The 14,660-nt window shown below is 71.3% G+C and carries 11 protein-coding genes; 2 read left to right on the forward strand and 9 right to left on the reverse strand.

What is annotated here, in order from left to right; genetic code table 11:
* Positions 1–27 precede the first annotated feature (27 nt).
* The 6 genes from ACTJJP_RS05525 to ACTJJP_RS05550 form a co-directional block, all read right to left on the reverse strand.
* On the reverse strand, positions 28–2,016 hold the full coding sequence (locus tag ACTJJP_RS05525) for a hypothetical protein (RefSeq protein WP_440774016.1): 1,989 nt from the start codon (positions 2,014–2,016) through the stop codon (positions 28–30).
* Between the two features lie 220 nt (positions 2,017–2,236).
* On the reverse strand, positions 2,237–3,304 hold the full coding sequence (locus ACTJJP_RS05530; RefSeq protein WP_440774017.1) for a glycoside hydrolase family 130 protein: 1,068 nt from the start codon (positions 3,302–3,304) through the stop codon (positions 2,237–2,239).
* Positions 3,305–3,306: 2 nt separating this feature from the next.
* A complete protein-coding gene (locus ACTJJP_RS05535; RefSeq protein WP_440774018.1) occupies positions 3,307–4,134 on the reverse strand; it encodes a carbohydrate ABC transporter permease in 828 nt (275 codons plus the stop codon).
* Positions 4,131–5,105 carry a carbohydrate ABC transporter permease gene (locus ACTJJP_RS05540; protein ID WP_440774019.1) on the reverse strand — a complete coding sequence of 325 codons (975 nt, stop codon included), beginning with the start codon at positions 5,103–5,105 and terminating at the stop codon, positions 4,131–4,133. Before ACTJJP_RS05540 ends, ACTJJP_RS05535 begins: the two co-directional genes overlap by 4 nt.
* A 1-nt stretch (position 5,106) precedes the next feature.
* On the reverse strand, positions 5,107–6,390 hold the full coding sequence (locus ACTJJP_RS05545; protein WP_440774020.1) for an extracellular solute-binding protein: 1,284 nt from the start codon (positions 6,388–6,390) through the stop codon (positions 5,107–5,109).
* Positions 6,391–6,428: 38 nt separating this feature from the next.
* A complete protein-coding gene (locus ACTJJP_RS05550; RefSeq protein ID WP_440774021.1) occupies positions 6,429–7,454 on the reverse strand; it encodes a LacI family DNA-binding transcriptional regulator in 1,026 nt (341 codons plus the stop codon).
* A gap of 211 nt (positions 7,455–7,665) precedes the next feature.
* Between ACTJJP_RS05550 and ACTJJP_RS05555 the strand changes: the two genes are divergently transcribed.
* Positions 7,666–9,093, forward strand: a complete 1,428-nt coding sequence (locus ACTJJP_RS05555; RefSeq protein WP_440774022.1) for a dihydrolipoyl dehydrogenase family protein — start codon at positions 7,666–7,668, stop codon at positions 9,091–9,093.
* 182 nt (positions 9,094–9,275) lie between these two features.
* Entirely contained in the window at positions 9,276–9,794 is a 519-nt protein-coding gene (locus ACTJJP_RS05560) for a DUF1697 domain-containing protein (RefSeq protein WP_440774023.1), read from the forward strand.
* 798 nt (positions 9,795–10,592) lie between these two features.
* Here the strand turns inward: ACTJJP_RS05560 and purH are convergent.
* The 3 genes from purH to ACTJJP_RS05575 all read right to left on the reverse strand — a co-directional run bounded on the left by purH (position 10,593) and on the right by ACTJJP_RS05575 (position 14,644).
* Positions 10,593–12,203, reverse strand: coding sequence for a bifunctional phosphoribosylaminoimidazolecarboxamide formyltransferase/IMP cyclohydrolase (gene purH / locus ACTJJP_RS05565; protein WP_440774024.1), 1,611 nt, complete (start codon positions 12,201–12,203; stop codon positions 10,593–10,595).
* 65 nt (positions 12,204–12,268) lie between these two features.
* Entirely contained in the window at positions 12,269–12,868 is a 600-nt protein-coding gene (gene purN / locus ACTJJP_RS05570; RefSeq protein WP_440774025.1) for a phosphoribosylglycinamide formyltransferase, read from the reverse strand.
* A 66-nt stretch (positions 12,869–12,934) separates the two neighbouring features.
* Positions 12,935–14,644, reverse strand: coding sequence for a cell division protein PerM (locus ACTJJP_RS05575; RefSeq protein WP_440774026.1), 1,710 nt, complete (start codon positions 14,642–14,644; stop codon positions 12,935–12,937).
* Positions 14,645–14,660 lie beyond the last annotated feature (16 nt).

The raw sequence follows: 14,660 nt of genomic DNA on the forward strand, positions 1-14,660 counted from the left end.
CGATGCCGGGGACTCAGCCGGGAGGGATCATCCCTCCGCGATGGCGAACCCGCCGGCGGGCACCACCACCGTGACCGCGCCGTCGGTGGACGTCGTCCGCAGGAGCGAACCCGAGGCGTCGTACACCTTCACCGTCGACGGCACGCCGTCGGCGCCGATGGTCGTGCGCTGGGGCGCGATCGCGCTCGAGTGCACGAGTTCGCCGCGGGCGTCGCCGCCCAGGACGAGGCGCGAGATCCACGGCCGCACGATGAGTCCGTCGAGGGTCAGGTCTCCGCGCAGGGCGGTGACGCGCACGTCGGTACCCGACACGGGAGCGATCAGCCGGTAGGGCAGAAGCGCTCCGGGCGTGGGCGAGATCCCCTGCGCGGGCCCGGTGACGTTCAGCAGGCCGCCGTTGCGCCACGTCGACGTCGTCGTGACACCCGGCTCGGTCTTGACGACGGGTTCGACCCACCGGCGCACATCCGAGGCGCCGAGGTCCCACGTGGCGCTCTGACGCGGCTGCAGCGTCAGGCCGTCACCCGACCAGCTCGACTCCCCCGTCCACGACGACTCCGGAGTGAAGACCGTGCCGTCGGTGCGGGTGGCGTCCTCGGCCTCGACGTACTCCAGCCCCACGCGGCTGTCGACGGCGGTCAGCGCGGCGGCCCGGGCGGCGACGGCGGGATGCGCGTCGAGCGCGAGGGCGGTGAGCAGGCCGTGGATGGTCGACTCCGCGCCGCTGTTGCGGTTGACGGTGCCGTCGGGCTGCAGGCCGTCGAAGGTCACACCGGTGGCCGGGTCGTACATCTTCGCTCCGGCGTGGTTGGCGCCGAAGAACCAGGCGGCCTGAAGGCCCGCGAGCTGCGCGAACGCGTCGGAGCCGGTGGTGTCGGCGAGGGCGAGCAGCGACTGCACCCGCGAGTCGGCCCCGTACGCGATCTGCACACGGTCGGTGGGGCTGGGGTTCCAGCCGTTGTCGGGTCCGCCGGCGGTGAGCAGCGTGGTGGTGAAGCTCGTGGCATCCGTGATCGCGGGCTTCACGAGCGCGTCGTCGTCGAACAGGTCGCCGGCCACGGCGAGCGCGGCGGGCATCTGCGAGCCCCACGCGTGCCAGATCGCGGGCGACTGCGCCCACGGCAGGACGGCGCCGTAGGGCCACTGACGGGGGGATCCGGATGCCATGGCGGCGATGCCCTCGGCGAGTCGCCGCGCCGCGGTGGCCGAGGTGTCGTCGCCCGCCTTCACGGCGGCGGAGAGTCCGAGGACGGCTTCGGCGGAGGCGTCGGCGCCGTCGGTGATGAGCCACGCGGGCACCGTCTTGCCGTCGGACTCGACGTACTGGCCGTACTTCGACAGCACGTCGCGCTCGATCGCACCGCGCGAGAGGGCGAGACGCTCCTTGAGGAAGGCGGCGAAGGCGGGGTCGTCGTCGGCGAACGCGGCAAAGCCCTCGCCGAGAGCCCAGACGGTGCGCGCGGTCCAGTAACTGGGGCCGGAGTCGGAGGGATCGGGAAGCTCGATCGGCTCGGCCGAGGGGTTGAGCTCGCCGTCGGGTTGCATCCAGAGCACCACGTTCCCGGCGGAGGGGCCGTCTGTCGTCTGGTGGTAGGCGACGGTGCGCAGCAACTCGTACGCCTTCTGGCGACTGTCGGGGTCGCCGGTCAGCTCCCAATGCCGCGTGTACACGACGGCGGCTCGGGTGTTGTCGTCGGCGTTGTAGGCGCCCTGGCCCCAGTCGCCGGTGGCGGGATCGAGCGGGCCGCCGCCCACGCGCTCGAAGGTTCCTCCGTCTCGGGCGTCGGCGTATGTCCAGGGGGCGAGGAGCGTGGGCTCCTCCGCCTGGCGATACGTCGAGTGTCCGGCGACGTCGGCGGGCGGTGTCGCCTCGTCGAGCAGGAAGTCGAGGTGGTCGAGGTTCGTCAACGCTCCGGGCGACGGGGAGGCCGCAGCGGCAGGGACGGCGGTCAGCGTCACCGCGAGGGCGGCGGTGCTCAGCACCGCCGAGATGCGCGCACTTCGTCGTGCGTTCATGGGGGGTTCCTTTCGATGGAGGTTCAGGATGCAGGAGATCTGCGCTCCGTGTAAGGGCCGATCGCGGAATTCCGCGGTGAGCGGATGCCGTGGGTCAAAATCTCCTGCGTTGTGTCCGCCCTGCCGGGCCGCCCGCGACCCGCGTGCGGCGACGAGCCGCACGGGGGTGGCCGGGGGCCACCGCGCCCGCGCCACCACGGCGTCGGGCGCGGCGGACCGGTCAGTCGGTGCGCTCGAGCAGGGCGACGCCGATCTTGGAGTCCGCCATGCCGTAGAACACGAAGTGGCGGCCCTCGATCTCCTCGATCGCGGTCGGGAACACGACGTTGGGCACGATGCCGCTGCGCTCGTCGTCGGTCTCGGGGGCCAGGAGCGGCTCGGGAGTGCGTGCGATCACGCGGGTGGGGTCCTCGGCATCCAGGATCAACGCCCCGGCCGCGTAATTGACCTTCTGCTGCTGCGAGAACGCGCTGTCGATCACGCCGGTCACCCCGTGGTGCAGCACGAGCCACCCCTCGGGGATGCGCAACGGCGGCGGTCCCCCGCCGATCTTGAGCTCCTCGAACGGGTACTGCGGCCCCGCGACGAAGCGGTGCTGCTCCCAGAGGGCGAGCGCCGAGAGGTCGTCGCGCACGGCCGCCAGCGGCACGTAGCTGATCCAGATCGACTGCCGCTCGTCGTCGACGCCCGCGGGGACGCGCACGCCCTGCCCGGGCTTCGTCTCGCCGAGGTCCCACATCGGCCGGTGCAGCACCGCGAGCGACTCGGTGCCGTCGGGTGCGGTGACCGGCTCGGGGAAGAACACGGTGTCCTTGTTGTGGAAGAGGTTGAGGTCCATGTCGAGGTCGTCCTGGTACCGGAACATCGCCGGTCCCAGTCGTCGCCACTCGCGGAGGTCCTCCGACACCGCGACAGCGGTGCGCGGCCCGAGCGGACCGTAGGCGACGTACGTCATGACGTGCAGGCCCAGGGCTTCGATCCACGTCGTGCGCGGGTCTTCCGTGCCGGCGTTGCCGACGCCGCGCTCCCACCCGCGGTCGGGTTGCAGCACGACGCCCTCGCGCTCGACCGAGACGGGCACGCCGTGCTCGACGATCACGCGGGCGATCCCGACGCGCGAGACATTGCCCGCGGACACCAGGCGCGGCAGCAGGTACAGCCGGCCGTCGGGGCCGCGACCGGATGCCGGGTTCAGCACGCCCTCGGCCTCGTCGGCGTTGCCGGGCTCGGGGGTCATCACCACCCCGACGCGCGTGAGGCGGTAGGGGACGGGGGATGCGGGGGTCATTGTCATCCTTTCACTCCGGATCCGAGGTCGTTCGAGGTGAAGTAGCGCTGGAAGATCAGGAACAGCGCTACCGCGGGGGCTGCGAGCACGACGGCACCGGCCATCATGGCGCCGAAGGGATTGGCGGTGGATGCCGCGATGTTGGAGATGAAGTTCGCCAGCGACACCGCCAGCGGCTGCATCGCCGCTTCCTTCGTGATGAGGAACGGCCAGAGGAACTCGTTCCACGGACCGATGAAGGTCAGCAGCACTGCGGTCAGCAGCGCCGGGCGCACCAGCGGCAACGCGACGCTCCACAGCAGGCGGAACTCGCCGGCGCCGTCGATGCGGGCGGCGTCGAAGAGCTCCTTCGGAAGCTGCAGGAAGTACTGCCGGAAGATCACCACGGCCGTGGAGTTGATGAAGAACGGCAGGATCATGCCGAGGTAGCTGTCGCTCAGGCCGTAGTCGCGGGCGATCATGACGTAAAGCGGGATCATCAGCAGCTGGAACGGGATCACCTGCACCAGCAGCACGAGGGCGAAGGTGGCCGAACGTCCGCGCCATCGCAGCACCGCGAGCGCGTAGCCGGCGAGGACGCCGAACACGAGCGTGCCGAGGATCACCCCGCCGGTGAAGATGCCCGAGTTCACCAGTCCCTGGAGCAGGTTGATGCGCCCGTCGATCGCGGTGTAGTTCTCCACGGTCAGGTTCGACGGGTGCGGGAAGGCTCCCGCGATCGAGGTGTCGGGGCTCGTCTGCAGCGACCCCGCGATCATGTAATAGAAGGGGAACAGGAAGGCGAGGGCACCGACGGTCAGCACACCGTAGGTGGCGATCTTGCTTCTCATGACTCCTCCCGTCCGACGAACCGGCGCTGCAGCAGCGCGATGACGAGCACGAAGATGATGAGCACCACGCCGATGGCCGCGGCCACGTCGGGGTTCTGCTGCTCGATCCCCTTCTGGTAGACGAGGAGCACGGGCGACGTGGACGCGCCGTTGGGTCCCCCGCCGCTCGTGAGCAGGTAGGGCTCGGTGAAGAGGTTCGCGCCCGTGATGGTCGACAGCAGGACGACGAGGAACGTCGCCGGCCGCACCCCCGGCACCGTGACCGTGAAGAACTGACGGATGCGCCCGCCGCCGTCGACCCCGACCGACTCGTACAGCTCCCGCGGAACGTTCTGGAGGGCGGCGAGGTAGAGCAGGATGTAGAACCCCAGCCCCTTCCAGGTCACGAACAGCGCGATCGTCGGCATCGCCAGCGCGGAGTTGACCAGCCACGACGGGCTGGGAGCGAGAGGCCCGAGCACGTTGTTGACCAGGCCCGTGTTGGAGAACAGGAACAGCCACACGGCGACGACCGCGACGGATGCCGTGACGTAGGGCACGTAGAACGCGACGCGGAAGAAGGTGCGGGCCCGCACCACGCGGTCCAGCGCCGTGGCCAGCAGGATCGACAGCACCACCGTCAGCGGCACGTTGATGAGCAGGAAGATGCCGACGTTGCCGAACGCCCGCCACACGGCGGGGTCGGTGAGGGCGGTGACGTAGTTGTCGAACCCGACGAACGGGCGCTCGACGTTCGCGCCGGGGGCGGTGAAGAAGTAGTCGTGGAACGACATCCACACCGCGAACACGATCGGATACGCGAAGACGACCCCGATGAAGATCAGGTACGGGGCGGAGAACAGGATGCCGAGCGGCTGCGCCCCGAACGGACGACGCCGCTTCGCGGTCGCGGTCTCCGCACCCGCCGCACGACCCGGCCCCCCGGGGTCGCCCCCGGTGCGGCCGGGCGTGCCGGCGACGGACGTGGTCATGTCAGTTCCCCGCCGCCAGCTGGTCGATCTGGGTCTTGGCATCCGAGAGGAAGGACGAGACGTCTCCCTCGCCGAAGATGACCGCTTTCGAGTAGCCGTCTCGGAACGTCTGCCAGATCTCCACGGAGTTCTGCACGTTGGGCACCTCTACCGTGCGCGCGGCCTGGTCGCCGAACTGCTGGTAAGCGGGGTTGGCCGAGAAGTACTCGGCGTAGGTGTCGGTCAGGTTCTGGCGGAGGGGCATCTGGCCGGTCTCTTCCAACCAGGTGCCGTCCTGCTCCTCGCTCGTGGCGAACTTCAGCACGTCCCACGCGGTGGCCTTGTTCTCGCAGGCGGTGAACAGGCCGACGTTCTTGGCGTCGCTGAACGTCCACGTCTCGTCCGCTGCGGTCCCCTGCTCGGTCGGCACGGGCACGGAACCCCAGTTGACCTTGTCCTGGTAGACCGAGATGGCCCACGGTCCGACGATCGCCATGGCGGCCTGCGCGTCGGCGAACGCGTCGCCCTGATACTGCTCGTTGCCGGCGAGCTGCTCGCCGTACACGGTGCGCCAGAAGTCGGCCACCGCTTCGCCGTTCGCATCGTCGAAGGTCGCCTGACCGTCCTGCACGAGCGCCGTCCCGCCGGTCTGCGCCGCGTACAGCGGGTAGAAGTCGAACCACGACTGGAAGAACTCGCTCGTGGGTGCGGGGTTGATGGCGTAGGGGGCGACTCCCGCCGACTTCAGCGTCCGCGCCGTCTGCAGGAACTCGTCGTAGGTCGACAGCTGCGGGTTCTCGGGGTCGAGCCCGGCCTGGGCGAAGAGGTCCTTGTTGTAGAAGATCATGACCGGGTTGCTCTTCCACGGCAGCTGGTAGAAGCCGCCGTCGTCGGAGCGGTACTGGTCGGCCAGGTCGCCGCTGCGGTCGGTGATGTACTGCTCGCCGTCGGGGAACTCCGACAGGTTGACGAGTCCGCCCTGACGCTGGAACCCGGGCACGGCCGCGGGCGAGGTGTTGAAGATGAGGCACGGGGCGTTGCCGGCGGTGATCGCCGCGCCGATGACCTCTTCGCTCGAGGAACCGGCGGGGATCTCCTGCGCGGTGACCTGCTGGTCGGGGTTGGCGCTGTTCCAGGCCTCGACCATCTGCTCGCCCCACGCGATCTCGGCGTCGTTGTTGGAATACCAGATGGTGATGGGGCCGCGCGCGTCCATGCCGCCCGCTCCCCCTCCCCCGCCGCTGCAGGCGGAGAGGGCCAGGATGCCGGTGGCGGCTGCTGCTGTGGCGAGAATGCGTCGTCGCATGTCTTCCTCCTTGTGAGTGCGGGTCGTCCCGCGGTGAGTCAATCGGTCGGCGGCGCCCCTGTGGAGGCGCGGACGATCAGTCGGGGGTCGGGGAGCATGAGGGCCCCGGGCGCCGCACCCGTGGTCGCGGCGAGCAGCGCGCGCGCGGCCGCTGCACCCCATCCCCGCGCGTCGGTGGCGACGCTCGTGAGCGCCGGGAAGAGGTGGCGGCCGATCTCGGCGTCGTCGAAACCGGTGATCGACAGGTCGCGGGGCACGACGAGACCGCGCCGCTGCGCGCGCCCCAGGCCGGCGATGGCCATGTTGTCGTTGGAATACACGATCGCCGTCGGCGGCTGAACGGCATCCAGAAGGGCGTCGGTGGCCCGGGCTCCGTCGGCGGCGCTGAAGTCGGTCGCCACGACGCGAGACCGGATGCCACGGGCTGCCGCCGCGGCCTCGAACGCCGCCGTGCGCGTGCGCCCGTGCAGCATCGTGTCGGGACCTGCCACGTGCGCGACGTCGGTGTGGCCGAGGTCGGCGAGGTGGTCGACGGCCAGGCGGATGCCCGCACCGTCGTCGATGGAGACCGACGTGAAGGGGCTGGCGACGTCGGGCACGCCGAGCGTCACCGCGGCGATGCCCAGGCTCGCCACCAGCGGAACGCGTGCGTCGTCGGTGCGGAGGTCGGAGAGGATGACGCCGTCGACACGGCGGTCGGCGACGAGACCGCGATAGGTCTCCTCCTCCTGGCGGCCGGGAGTCGCGGCGGCGAGCACCAGCACTTGGCCCGAGACCGAGAATTCGTCCTCGACGCCGGCGATGAACGAGGGGAAGAAGGGGTCGGCCGCGATCACGTCGGGGCTGCGACCGATGACGAGCCCGCACGCGAACGCGCGACCGACGCTCAGGGATCGAGCGCGCAGGTTCGGGCTGAAGCCCATGTCCGCGGCGACGGACAGGATGCGGTCGCGGGTGTCGGGGGCGACGCCTGCACGACCGTTCAGGGCGAACGAGACGAGGCCCTTGCTCACGCCTGCGCGGCGCGCGACGTCGGCGATGGTGGGTCGCGTGTCGTTCGTCATCCGTCACCTCTTCGTGTCGTGTGCTGCAGTCTAAACCGGTTCAGGTCTCCTGACTCTAAACCGGTTCAGAACGAGGGGTCAAGGCCTTGCAGCGTTCGCACAGGGTGCGATCGGGTGCGGTGTGCGCGCGTCGCGAGCGGGGTGGGCGGGGTCTGCGGACCGGCAGCGCAACCCCCGCGCGATGTCGGAGGCCGTCGCTAGCGTGAGCACCATGAGCGAACGCGAATACGATCTCATCGTCATCGGTGCCGGCCCCGTCGGTGAGAACGTCGCCGATCGTGCCGTGCAGGCCGGCCTCACCGCCGCCATCGTCGAGTCGGAACTCGTCGGCGGCGAGTGCTCGTACTGGGCGTGCATGCCGTCGAAGGCCCTGTTGCGCAGCGCCGCGGCTCTGCGCGCGGCGCGCGACGTCGACGGAGCGAAGCAGGCCGTCACCGGTGACCTCGACGTCGAGGCCGTCCTTCGCCGGCGAGACACGATGACCAGCAACTACGACGACTCCGGCCAGGTCCAGTGGCTCCAGGGGGCGGGGATCGACCTCGTTCGCGGCCACGGCACCCTCACCGGTGAGAAGACCGTGCGCGTCACGGCCGCCGACGGCACGACCACCGATCTCGTCGCCCGGCACGCCGTGGCGGTCTGCACGGGCTCCGCCGCGCTGCTCCCCGACATCCCGGGTCTCGCCGAGGTCTCCCCCTGGACGAGCCGTGAGGCCACCGCGGTCGAACAGATCCCCGGCGCGCTCGCCATCATCGGCGGGGGCGTGGTCGGAGCCGAGATGGCGACGGCGTTCGAAAGCCTCGGATCCGCGGTCACGATCATCGCGCGCTCAGGCCTGCTCGGAGGCAACGAGCCGTTCGCGGGCGAGCTCGTCGCCGCCTCGCTGCGCGACCGCGGCGTCACGGTCAAGACGGGCGCCGACACGACCGCCGCCCGCCGCGACGACGACGGGCGCGTCATCCTCGAACTCTCCGACGGCACGACCGTCACCGCCGACGAGGTTCTCGTCGCGGTCGGTCGTACGCCCCGCACACACGACCTCGGACTGGATGCCGTGGGCCTCGAGCCCGGCTCGTGGCTCGACGTCGACGACACGCTCCTCGTGCGCGGCTTCGATTGGCTCTACGCGGTGGGCGACGTCAACCACCGCGCGCTGCTCACCCACCAGGGCAAGTACCAGGCCCGCGCCGCCGGCGACGTGATCGCCGCCCGCGCGCAGGGCGCCGACGTCGACGACGCTCCGTGGGGTGCGCACGTCGCCACCGCCGATCACGACGTGGTCCCCCAGGTCACATTCACCGATCCTGAGGTGGCATCCGTCGGTCTCACCGCCGCGAACGCCGAGAAAAAGGGGCTGAACGCGAAGGTGCTCGACTACGACCTGGCGAGCATCGCCGGATCGAGCGAGCAGTCCGATGCGTACGTCGGCAAGGCGCGGGTGATCGTCGACCTCGACCGCGGCGTGCTCGTCGGCGCCACGTTCGTCGGCCCCGACATCGCCGAGTTGCTGCACTCGGCCACCATCGCGATCGTCGGAGAGGTGCCGGTGAAGCGACTCTGGCACGCCGTGCCGTCCTACCCGACGGTGAGCGAGGTCTGGCTCCGGCTGCTCGAAACGCTGGGGCGCGACTCCGCCTGACTCCGGACGCGCGCGAGCGTGCCCCGGGGCGGCGGCGCTCTACACATGCCGAGAAACGCCCTGACGTGCGAGACACGGCTTCTCCCGGCGTTTTTCGTTCGCCGAGGCGTTTCTCGCGGAGACTCGGGTCCGTGCGCGACGCGGACTCGTCGCTGCCCCTCCGCGTGGCGTAGCGTCGCACCATGCCTCGCACCGTCGCCCTCATCCGGGGAGTAGGAGGTCCGACGGCGTTGAGAATGCCCGCGCTGCGCGAGGTGTTGGCATCCGCGGGTCTGGGCGAGGTCGAGACGCTGCAGGTCGCCGGAAACGTCGTGCTCGACGATGCCGGCCGCTCCCCCGGCGAGATCGCGCAGGCGATCCGCGACGCCGTGCGCAGCGCGTTCGGCTTCGACCTCCCCGTCGTCATGCGCACGCACGCGGAGCTCGTCGACACCGCGTCACGGAATCCCTACGCGGATGCCGCCGAGGGGCGGTGGGTGCAGACCGTATTCCTCGACGGACGACCGGCTGCTGCGGCCCTGACGCTCCCCGACGGCATCCCCGAAGCTGCGGTTCTCGACGGACGCGAGGTGTTCGTGCGGTATCCCGAAGGCATCGGCGGCTCGAAGCTGCAGGCCGGCTGGTTCGAGAAGCGACTCGGGGTCGTCGGTACTGCCCGCAATGCCAACACGGTCGCGAAGCTCATCGCGATGAGCGCCTGACCCCCGCGCCGCAACCCGACACACCGCACCGAGAAACGCGCCCGTGCGCGAGAAACGCCTCGACACGGCGCTTCTCCTCCATAGAGGCGTTTCTCATCCCCCGCCGCGCGTCACGCCGCCCCGACCAACGCCACGCGCCGCCCGCCGCCCGCCGCTTGCCGCTTGCCGCTTGCCGCTTGCCGCTGAGAAACGCTCTCCCGCACAAGAAACGCCTCGACCCGGCGTTCCTCCCGACCAGAGGCGTTTCTCGTGTCAAATCGCACCCGCGGCGCGACCCCGCCCCATAACCCCACCCCACGGCGCGACCCCGCCCCGTAACCCCACCCCGCGGCGCGGCCCCGCCCCGCACCGGAACCGCCCATCCGCATCGAGAAACGCCCTCTCTCGCCAGAAACGCCCCGCCACGGCGTTTCTTCCACACCAAAGCGTTTCTCACGCGCCACCCGCACGACGCCCGCACCGCACTCACGCCCCACCGCACCCCCGCCTCGCCTCGCCTCGCCGCACCCCCTGAACGCACGCACGCACACCCGCCCACCCGCGCCGAGAAACGCCCTCCTCCGCCAGAAACGCCCCACCACGGCGTTTCTCCCACACCCAAGCGTTTCTCACGCGCCCCGCCGCACCCCGCCCCGCACCACCCCACGCCGCACCCACCGCGCCGAACCACCACCCCACGCCGCACCCACCGCGCCGCGCCACACCCCACGCAGCACGCCGCCCCCGCTCCACGGCCGCGCCGCACACGCAACACCGCCCCCGCGACGGTGGTCACGAGGGCGGCGAAGGGGCGACGCGTCAGTGGAAGAAGTGACGCTCGCCCGTGAAGAACATGGTCACACCGGCCGCGCGTGCGGCGTCGATGACCTCGGCATCCCGCACCGAACCGCCGGGCTGGATGATGGCCGAGATCCCGGCATCGATGAGCACCTGCGGGCCGTCGGCGAAGGGGAAGAACGCATCGGATGCCGCGATCGAGCCGCGGGCGCGGTCGCCCGCGCGCTCGACGGCGAGGCGGCACGAGTCGACGCGGTTGACCTGGCCCATGCCGATGCCGACCGTGGCGGAGCCCTGCGCGAGCACGATGGCGTTCGACTTCACCGCGCGGCACGACTTCCAGGCGAAGATGAGGCTCTCCATGTCGGCCTCGGCGGGGCGCTCGCCCGAGACGAGTTCCCAGTCCTTCGCGACGGATTCGATGTCGTCGGGGAACCGGTCGGCGTCCTGCAGCAGGAGGCCGCCCGACACCAGTCGCACGTCCATGCGCTCCTGCTGCCAGTCGACGGGCAGGCGCAGCACGCGGAGGTTCTTCTTCAGCTTGAACACCTCGAGCGCCTCGGGCTCGAAGTCGGGCGCGATGATCACCTCGGTGAAGATGTCGCGCAGGTTCTCGGCCATCTTCAGCGTCACGGTGCGGTTGGCGGCGATGACGCCACCGAACGCCGACACCGGGTCGCACTCGTGGGCGCGCAGGTGCGCCGAGGCGATCGGATCGAGGGCGTTGGGGGCGGCGACGGCGATACCGCAGGGGTTCGCGTGCTTGATGATCGCCACCGCGGGCTTGACCATGTCGAAGGCCGCGCGAAGCGCCGCATCGGCGTCGACGTAGTTGTTGTACGACATCTCCTTGCCCTGAAGCTGCGTGGCCTGGGCGATGCCGTGTCCGCCGACGCGCGAGTAGATCGCGGCGCGCTGGTGCGAGTTCTCGCCGTAGCGCAGCGTCGACAGGCGCTCGGCCTGGATGGTGAGGTGAGCGGGCAGGTCGATGTCGTCGCCGAGCGTGCCCTCGGCGAACCACGTCGACACGGCGGTGTCGTACGCGGCGGTGTGCGAGAAGGCGCGGGCCGCGAGCTCGCGCCGCTGCACGAGGTTGGTGCCACCCTGCGTCTGCAGGGCCTCGATGATCGCCGGATACGACTCGGGCGAGACGACGATGGCGACGTTGGCGTGGTTCTTCGCCGACGCGCGCACCATCGCGGGGCCGCCGATGTCGATCTGCTCCACGACGTCGTCTCCCTCGGCACCGGATGCCACGGTCTCGACGAACGGGTAGAGGTTGACCACGACGAGTTCGAAGGCACGGATGCCGAGCTCGTCGAGCTGCGCCTCGTGCGAGGCCAGGCGCAGGTCGGCGAGCAGGCCCGCGTGGACGTTCGGGTGCAGCGTCTTCACGCGTCCGTCGAGCGACTCCGGGAAGCCGGTGACAGCCGACACATCGGTGACGTCGTAGCCGGCCTCGCGCAGCAGGGTCGCCGAGCCGCCGGTCGAGACGATCTCGACGCCGGCCGCCGCGAGAGCGGCCCCGAGGTCGAGAAGACCGGTCTTGTCGCTGACGGAGACCAGCGCGCGTCGGATCGGGACGATGTCACGGGGACGGTAGTCGGCGGGGTCGTGGCGGGGTCCGGCCATGGCGTTCGGCTCCTGTGTCTCGAGTCGGATTCGTGATGCGCGACGGGCCGACGCCCGCCGGCGGGTCAGGCGGTTCGGGATGCCGCGGCGGCGAGGTCGAGCTCGCCCTCGGCGATGCGTCGGACGACGTCGATCAGCAGTCGGCGTTCGACGGGCTTGATGCGCTCATGGAGGCTGTCTTCGTCGTCGCCGGGGAGCACGGGGATGCGCTCCTGGGCGAGGATCGGACCGGTGTCGACGCCGGAGTCGACGACGATGACGCTCGCGCCGGTCTGCTCGACGCCCGCGGCGAGGGCATCGCGCACCCCGTGCGCGCCGGGGAATTCGGGCAGGTACGCGGGGTGGGTGTTGATGATGCGCGGTTCCCACGCGGCGACGAGGTCGGCGGGCAGCAGGCGCATCATGCCGCTGAGCACGACGAGCTCGGGCTGCCACACGGCGAGCTGCGCCCCGAGTTCGGCGCCCCACTCCTCACGGGAAGCGAAGGCGCTGTAGGGCACGAGGAAGGTCGGGATGCCGAAGTGCTCGGCGTGGGCGAAGCCGTCGGCCTCGCGATCCGCACCGACCGCGACCACGCGCGCCGGGAAGTCGGGGGCGGATGCCGCCTCGAGCAGGGCACGAAGGTTGGAGCCGGCGCCGGAGATGAGAACGGCGACCGTGAGCACGCGCCCAGTCTACGCAGGTGCGTCGACGCCCACGGGGTCGCGCCCGGGGTGCGGTGGGCCGATCGCTCAGCGCCGCTGGTCGGGGTCGTCCGCGCCGTCGTCGCCGGCCGCCGCCCAGGCTGCGCGGATCCGGGCGCGCACGTCGTCGTCGTCCGGCACGGCATCCGGACCGGCATCCGGTTTCGAGGGCGGTGTGTTCGTCGTCGACCGGGCGCTCGGCGGCGGGGTCGGGGGCGACGCCGGGGCCTTCGGTTTCTTCGTCGATGCGTCCGGGCCGGCGGGTTCGCTCCCCTTCGGCGGAGCCCCGAGGGCGCCGCCTCCCGTCGGATCGCTGACCGTGGAGGGTCCCCCGGTCGGGGTCGTCCGCGCCGACAGGGCATCGGCGGGGTCATCCGCGTCATTTGCGGCCCACCCCGGCAGATGGCCCCATGCCGACGCCGACGCGGACGGGGCTTCGTCGGGATACCGGTCGGTGGCGGGCCACGATGCCACGTCCGAACGCGCGCCGAACGACACGAACGCGGAGTCATCCACCGAACGGGAGGCGTCGTCGTACCGTTCGTCGGAGAGCTCGTCCCCGCCCCCGCGCGGGCTCAGCAGCAGGATCGCGAGCCCGACGAGCACCTCGAGTCCGAGCGCGAGGGCGAGCGGGCCCGGCTCGGGGCCGGTGTCGGCGAGGCGGCCGGGACCGATCGAGCCCGACGCGGCGAGGGCGGCGAGAGCACCGGCACCGCCCGTGAGCACGGCGACGGCGAGCGTCACCACCAGGCGCGGGCCGAACGGTTCGGGGCCGGTGGTGCGCGGCATCCGGGATCGCAGCATCCATCCGGTGAGCACTCCCACGGCCACGGGCAGCAGCGCGAGGAGCAGCAGCCACGACGAGGTCGAGTCCGGCACGGCGCCGAGCACCGGGATGCCGGGGAGCGCGCCGACCTGCGTCGCGGCCGGGGTGACGGCGGTGTCGGTGCCCAGTGCGAAGCCGGGGCCGGCCGTGAAGGCCACCGCCCACACGACGAGGGTCGGCAGGTACATGAGCTGGCCGAGGGCGATGACGGTCGCGCCGATCGCATCCGCGTTGCTCGCCTGGTACAGACCGATGACCTGGGCGGAGCGGGCGATGAGGCCCGCGACGACCACGACGGCCCCGACGGCGGCGAGCGCGAGGGTGGTGAAGGCGAGTCCCCTCGCGATGAGGGCGGGTACGTCGGCCCACGCGTGCGGGAGCCGACCGACGCGTGCGCGAAGCGCGTCGACCGGGCCGTCGTCGCCGACGCGCCAGGCGCCGACGAACGCGCCCAGGAACGACGGTACGAAGAACAGCAGCGACGGCAGCAGGATGGCCAGCCACACCTCGGATGCCACCGGCCCGGCGTTGGCGCTGAGCCCCACGAGCGCAGAGATCCCGGCGAAGACCACCGAGCCCGAGAGCCACCCGGTGGTCGCCGCCCCGGCTTCGGCCGCGCGGGCTCCGGAGCGCGCCGCGAACAGCGCGGTGAACGCCGCGAAGGCGAGCGGCGCGAGCGACACCGTGAACGATGCGAACGTCGGGTCGATGCCGGTCTCGGCGAGATACGCATCGGGCAGGGTGATCGAGACCGGCACCAGGTGGCCGAGGTGCCAGATGGACGCCGTGGCCGGCCAGAGCGCTCCCCAGTCGGGGTCGCCGATGCCGAAGACCCACAGCAGGGCGAGGGGCGCGAGGATCACCGCGATGCCGCCCGCGGCGGCCAGCACGGCGTCGAGGGCGGCGAGGAGGGCGACGAGAAGGCGATGCATGGGCGAGAGGAACCCT

Origin of the sequence: Microbacterium sp. 22296 (genome assembly GCF_052045385.1) — a bacterium.
Classification (GTDB): domain Bacteria; phylum Actinomycetota; class Actinomycetes; order Actinomycetales; family Microbacteriaceae; genus Microbacterium.

What these genes read in the sequence shown, in the direction of transcription:
- ACTJJP_RS05525 (WP_440774016.1), bottom strand. Translation starts at nt 2,016, where the DNA reads ATGAACGCACGACGAAGTGCGCGCATCTCGGCGGTGCTGAGCACCGCC.
- ACTJJP_RS05530 (WP_440774017.1), bottom strand. Translation starts at nt 3,304, where the DNA reads ATGACCCCCGCATCCCCCGTCCCCTACCGCCTCACGCGCGTCGGGGTG.
- ACTJJP_RS05535 (WP_440774018.1), bottom strand. Translation starts at nt 4,134, where the DNA reads ATGAGAAGCAAGATCGCCACCTACGGTGTGCTGACCGTCGGTGCCCTC.
- ACTJJP_RS05540 (WP_440774019.1), bottom strand. Translation starts at nt 5,105, where the DNA reads ATGACCACGTCCGTCGCCGGCACGCCCGGCCGCACCGGGGGCGACCCC.
- ACTJJP_RS05545 (WP_440774020.1), bottom strand. Translation starts at nt 6,390, where the DNA reads ATGCGACGACGCATTCTCGCCACAGCAGCAGCCGCCACCGGCATCCTG.
- ACTJJP_RS05550 (WP_440774021.1), bottom strand. Translation starts at nt 7,454, where the DNA reads ATGACGAACGACACGCGACCCACCATCGCCGACGTCGCGCGCCGCGCA.
- ACTJJP_RS05555 (WP_440774022.1), top strand. Translation starts at nt 7,666, where the DNA reads ATGAGCGAACGCGAATACGATCTCATCGTCATCGGTGCCGGCCCCGTC.
- ACTJJP_RS05560 (WP_440774023.1), top strand. Translation starts at nt 9,276, where the DNA reads ATGCCTCGCACCGTCGCCCTCATCCGGGGAGTAGGAGGTCCGACGGCG.
- purH (WP_440774024.1), bottom strand. Translation starts at nt 12,203, where the DNA reads ATGGCCGGACCCCGCCACGACCCCGCCGACTACCGTCCCCGTGACATC.
- ACTJJP_RS05575 (WP_440774026.1), bottom strand. Translation starts at nt 14,644, where the DNA reads ATGCATCGCCTTCTCGTCGCCCTCCTCGCCGCCCTCGACGCCGTGCTG.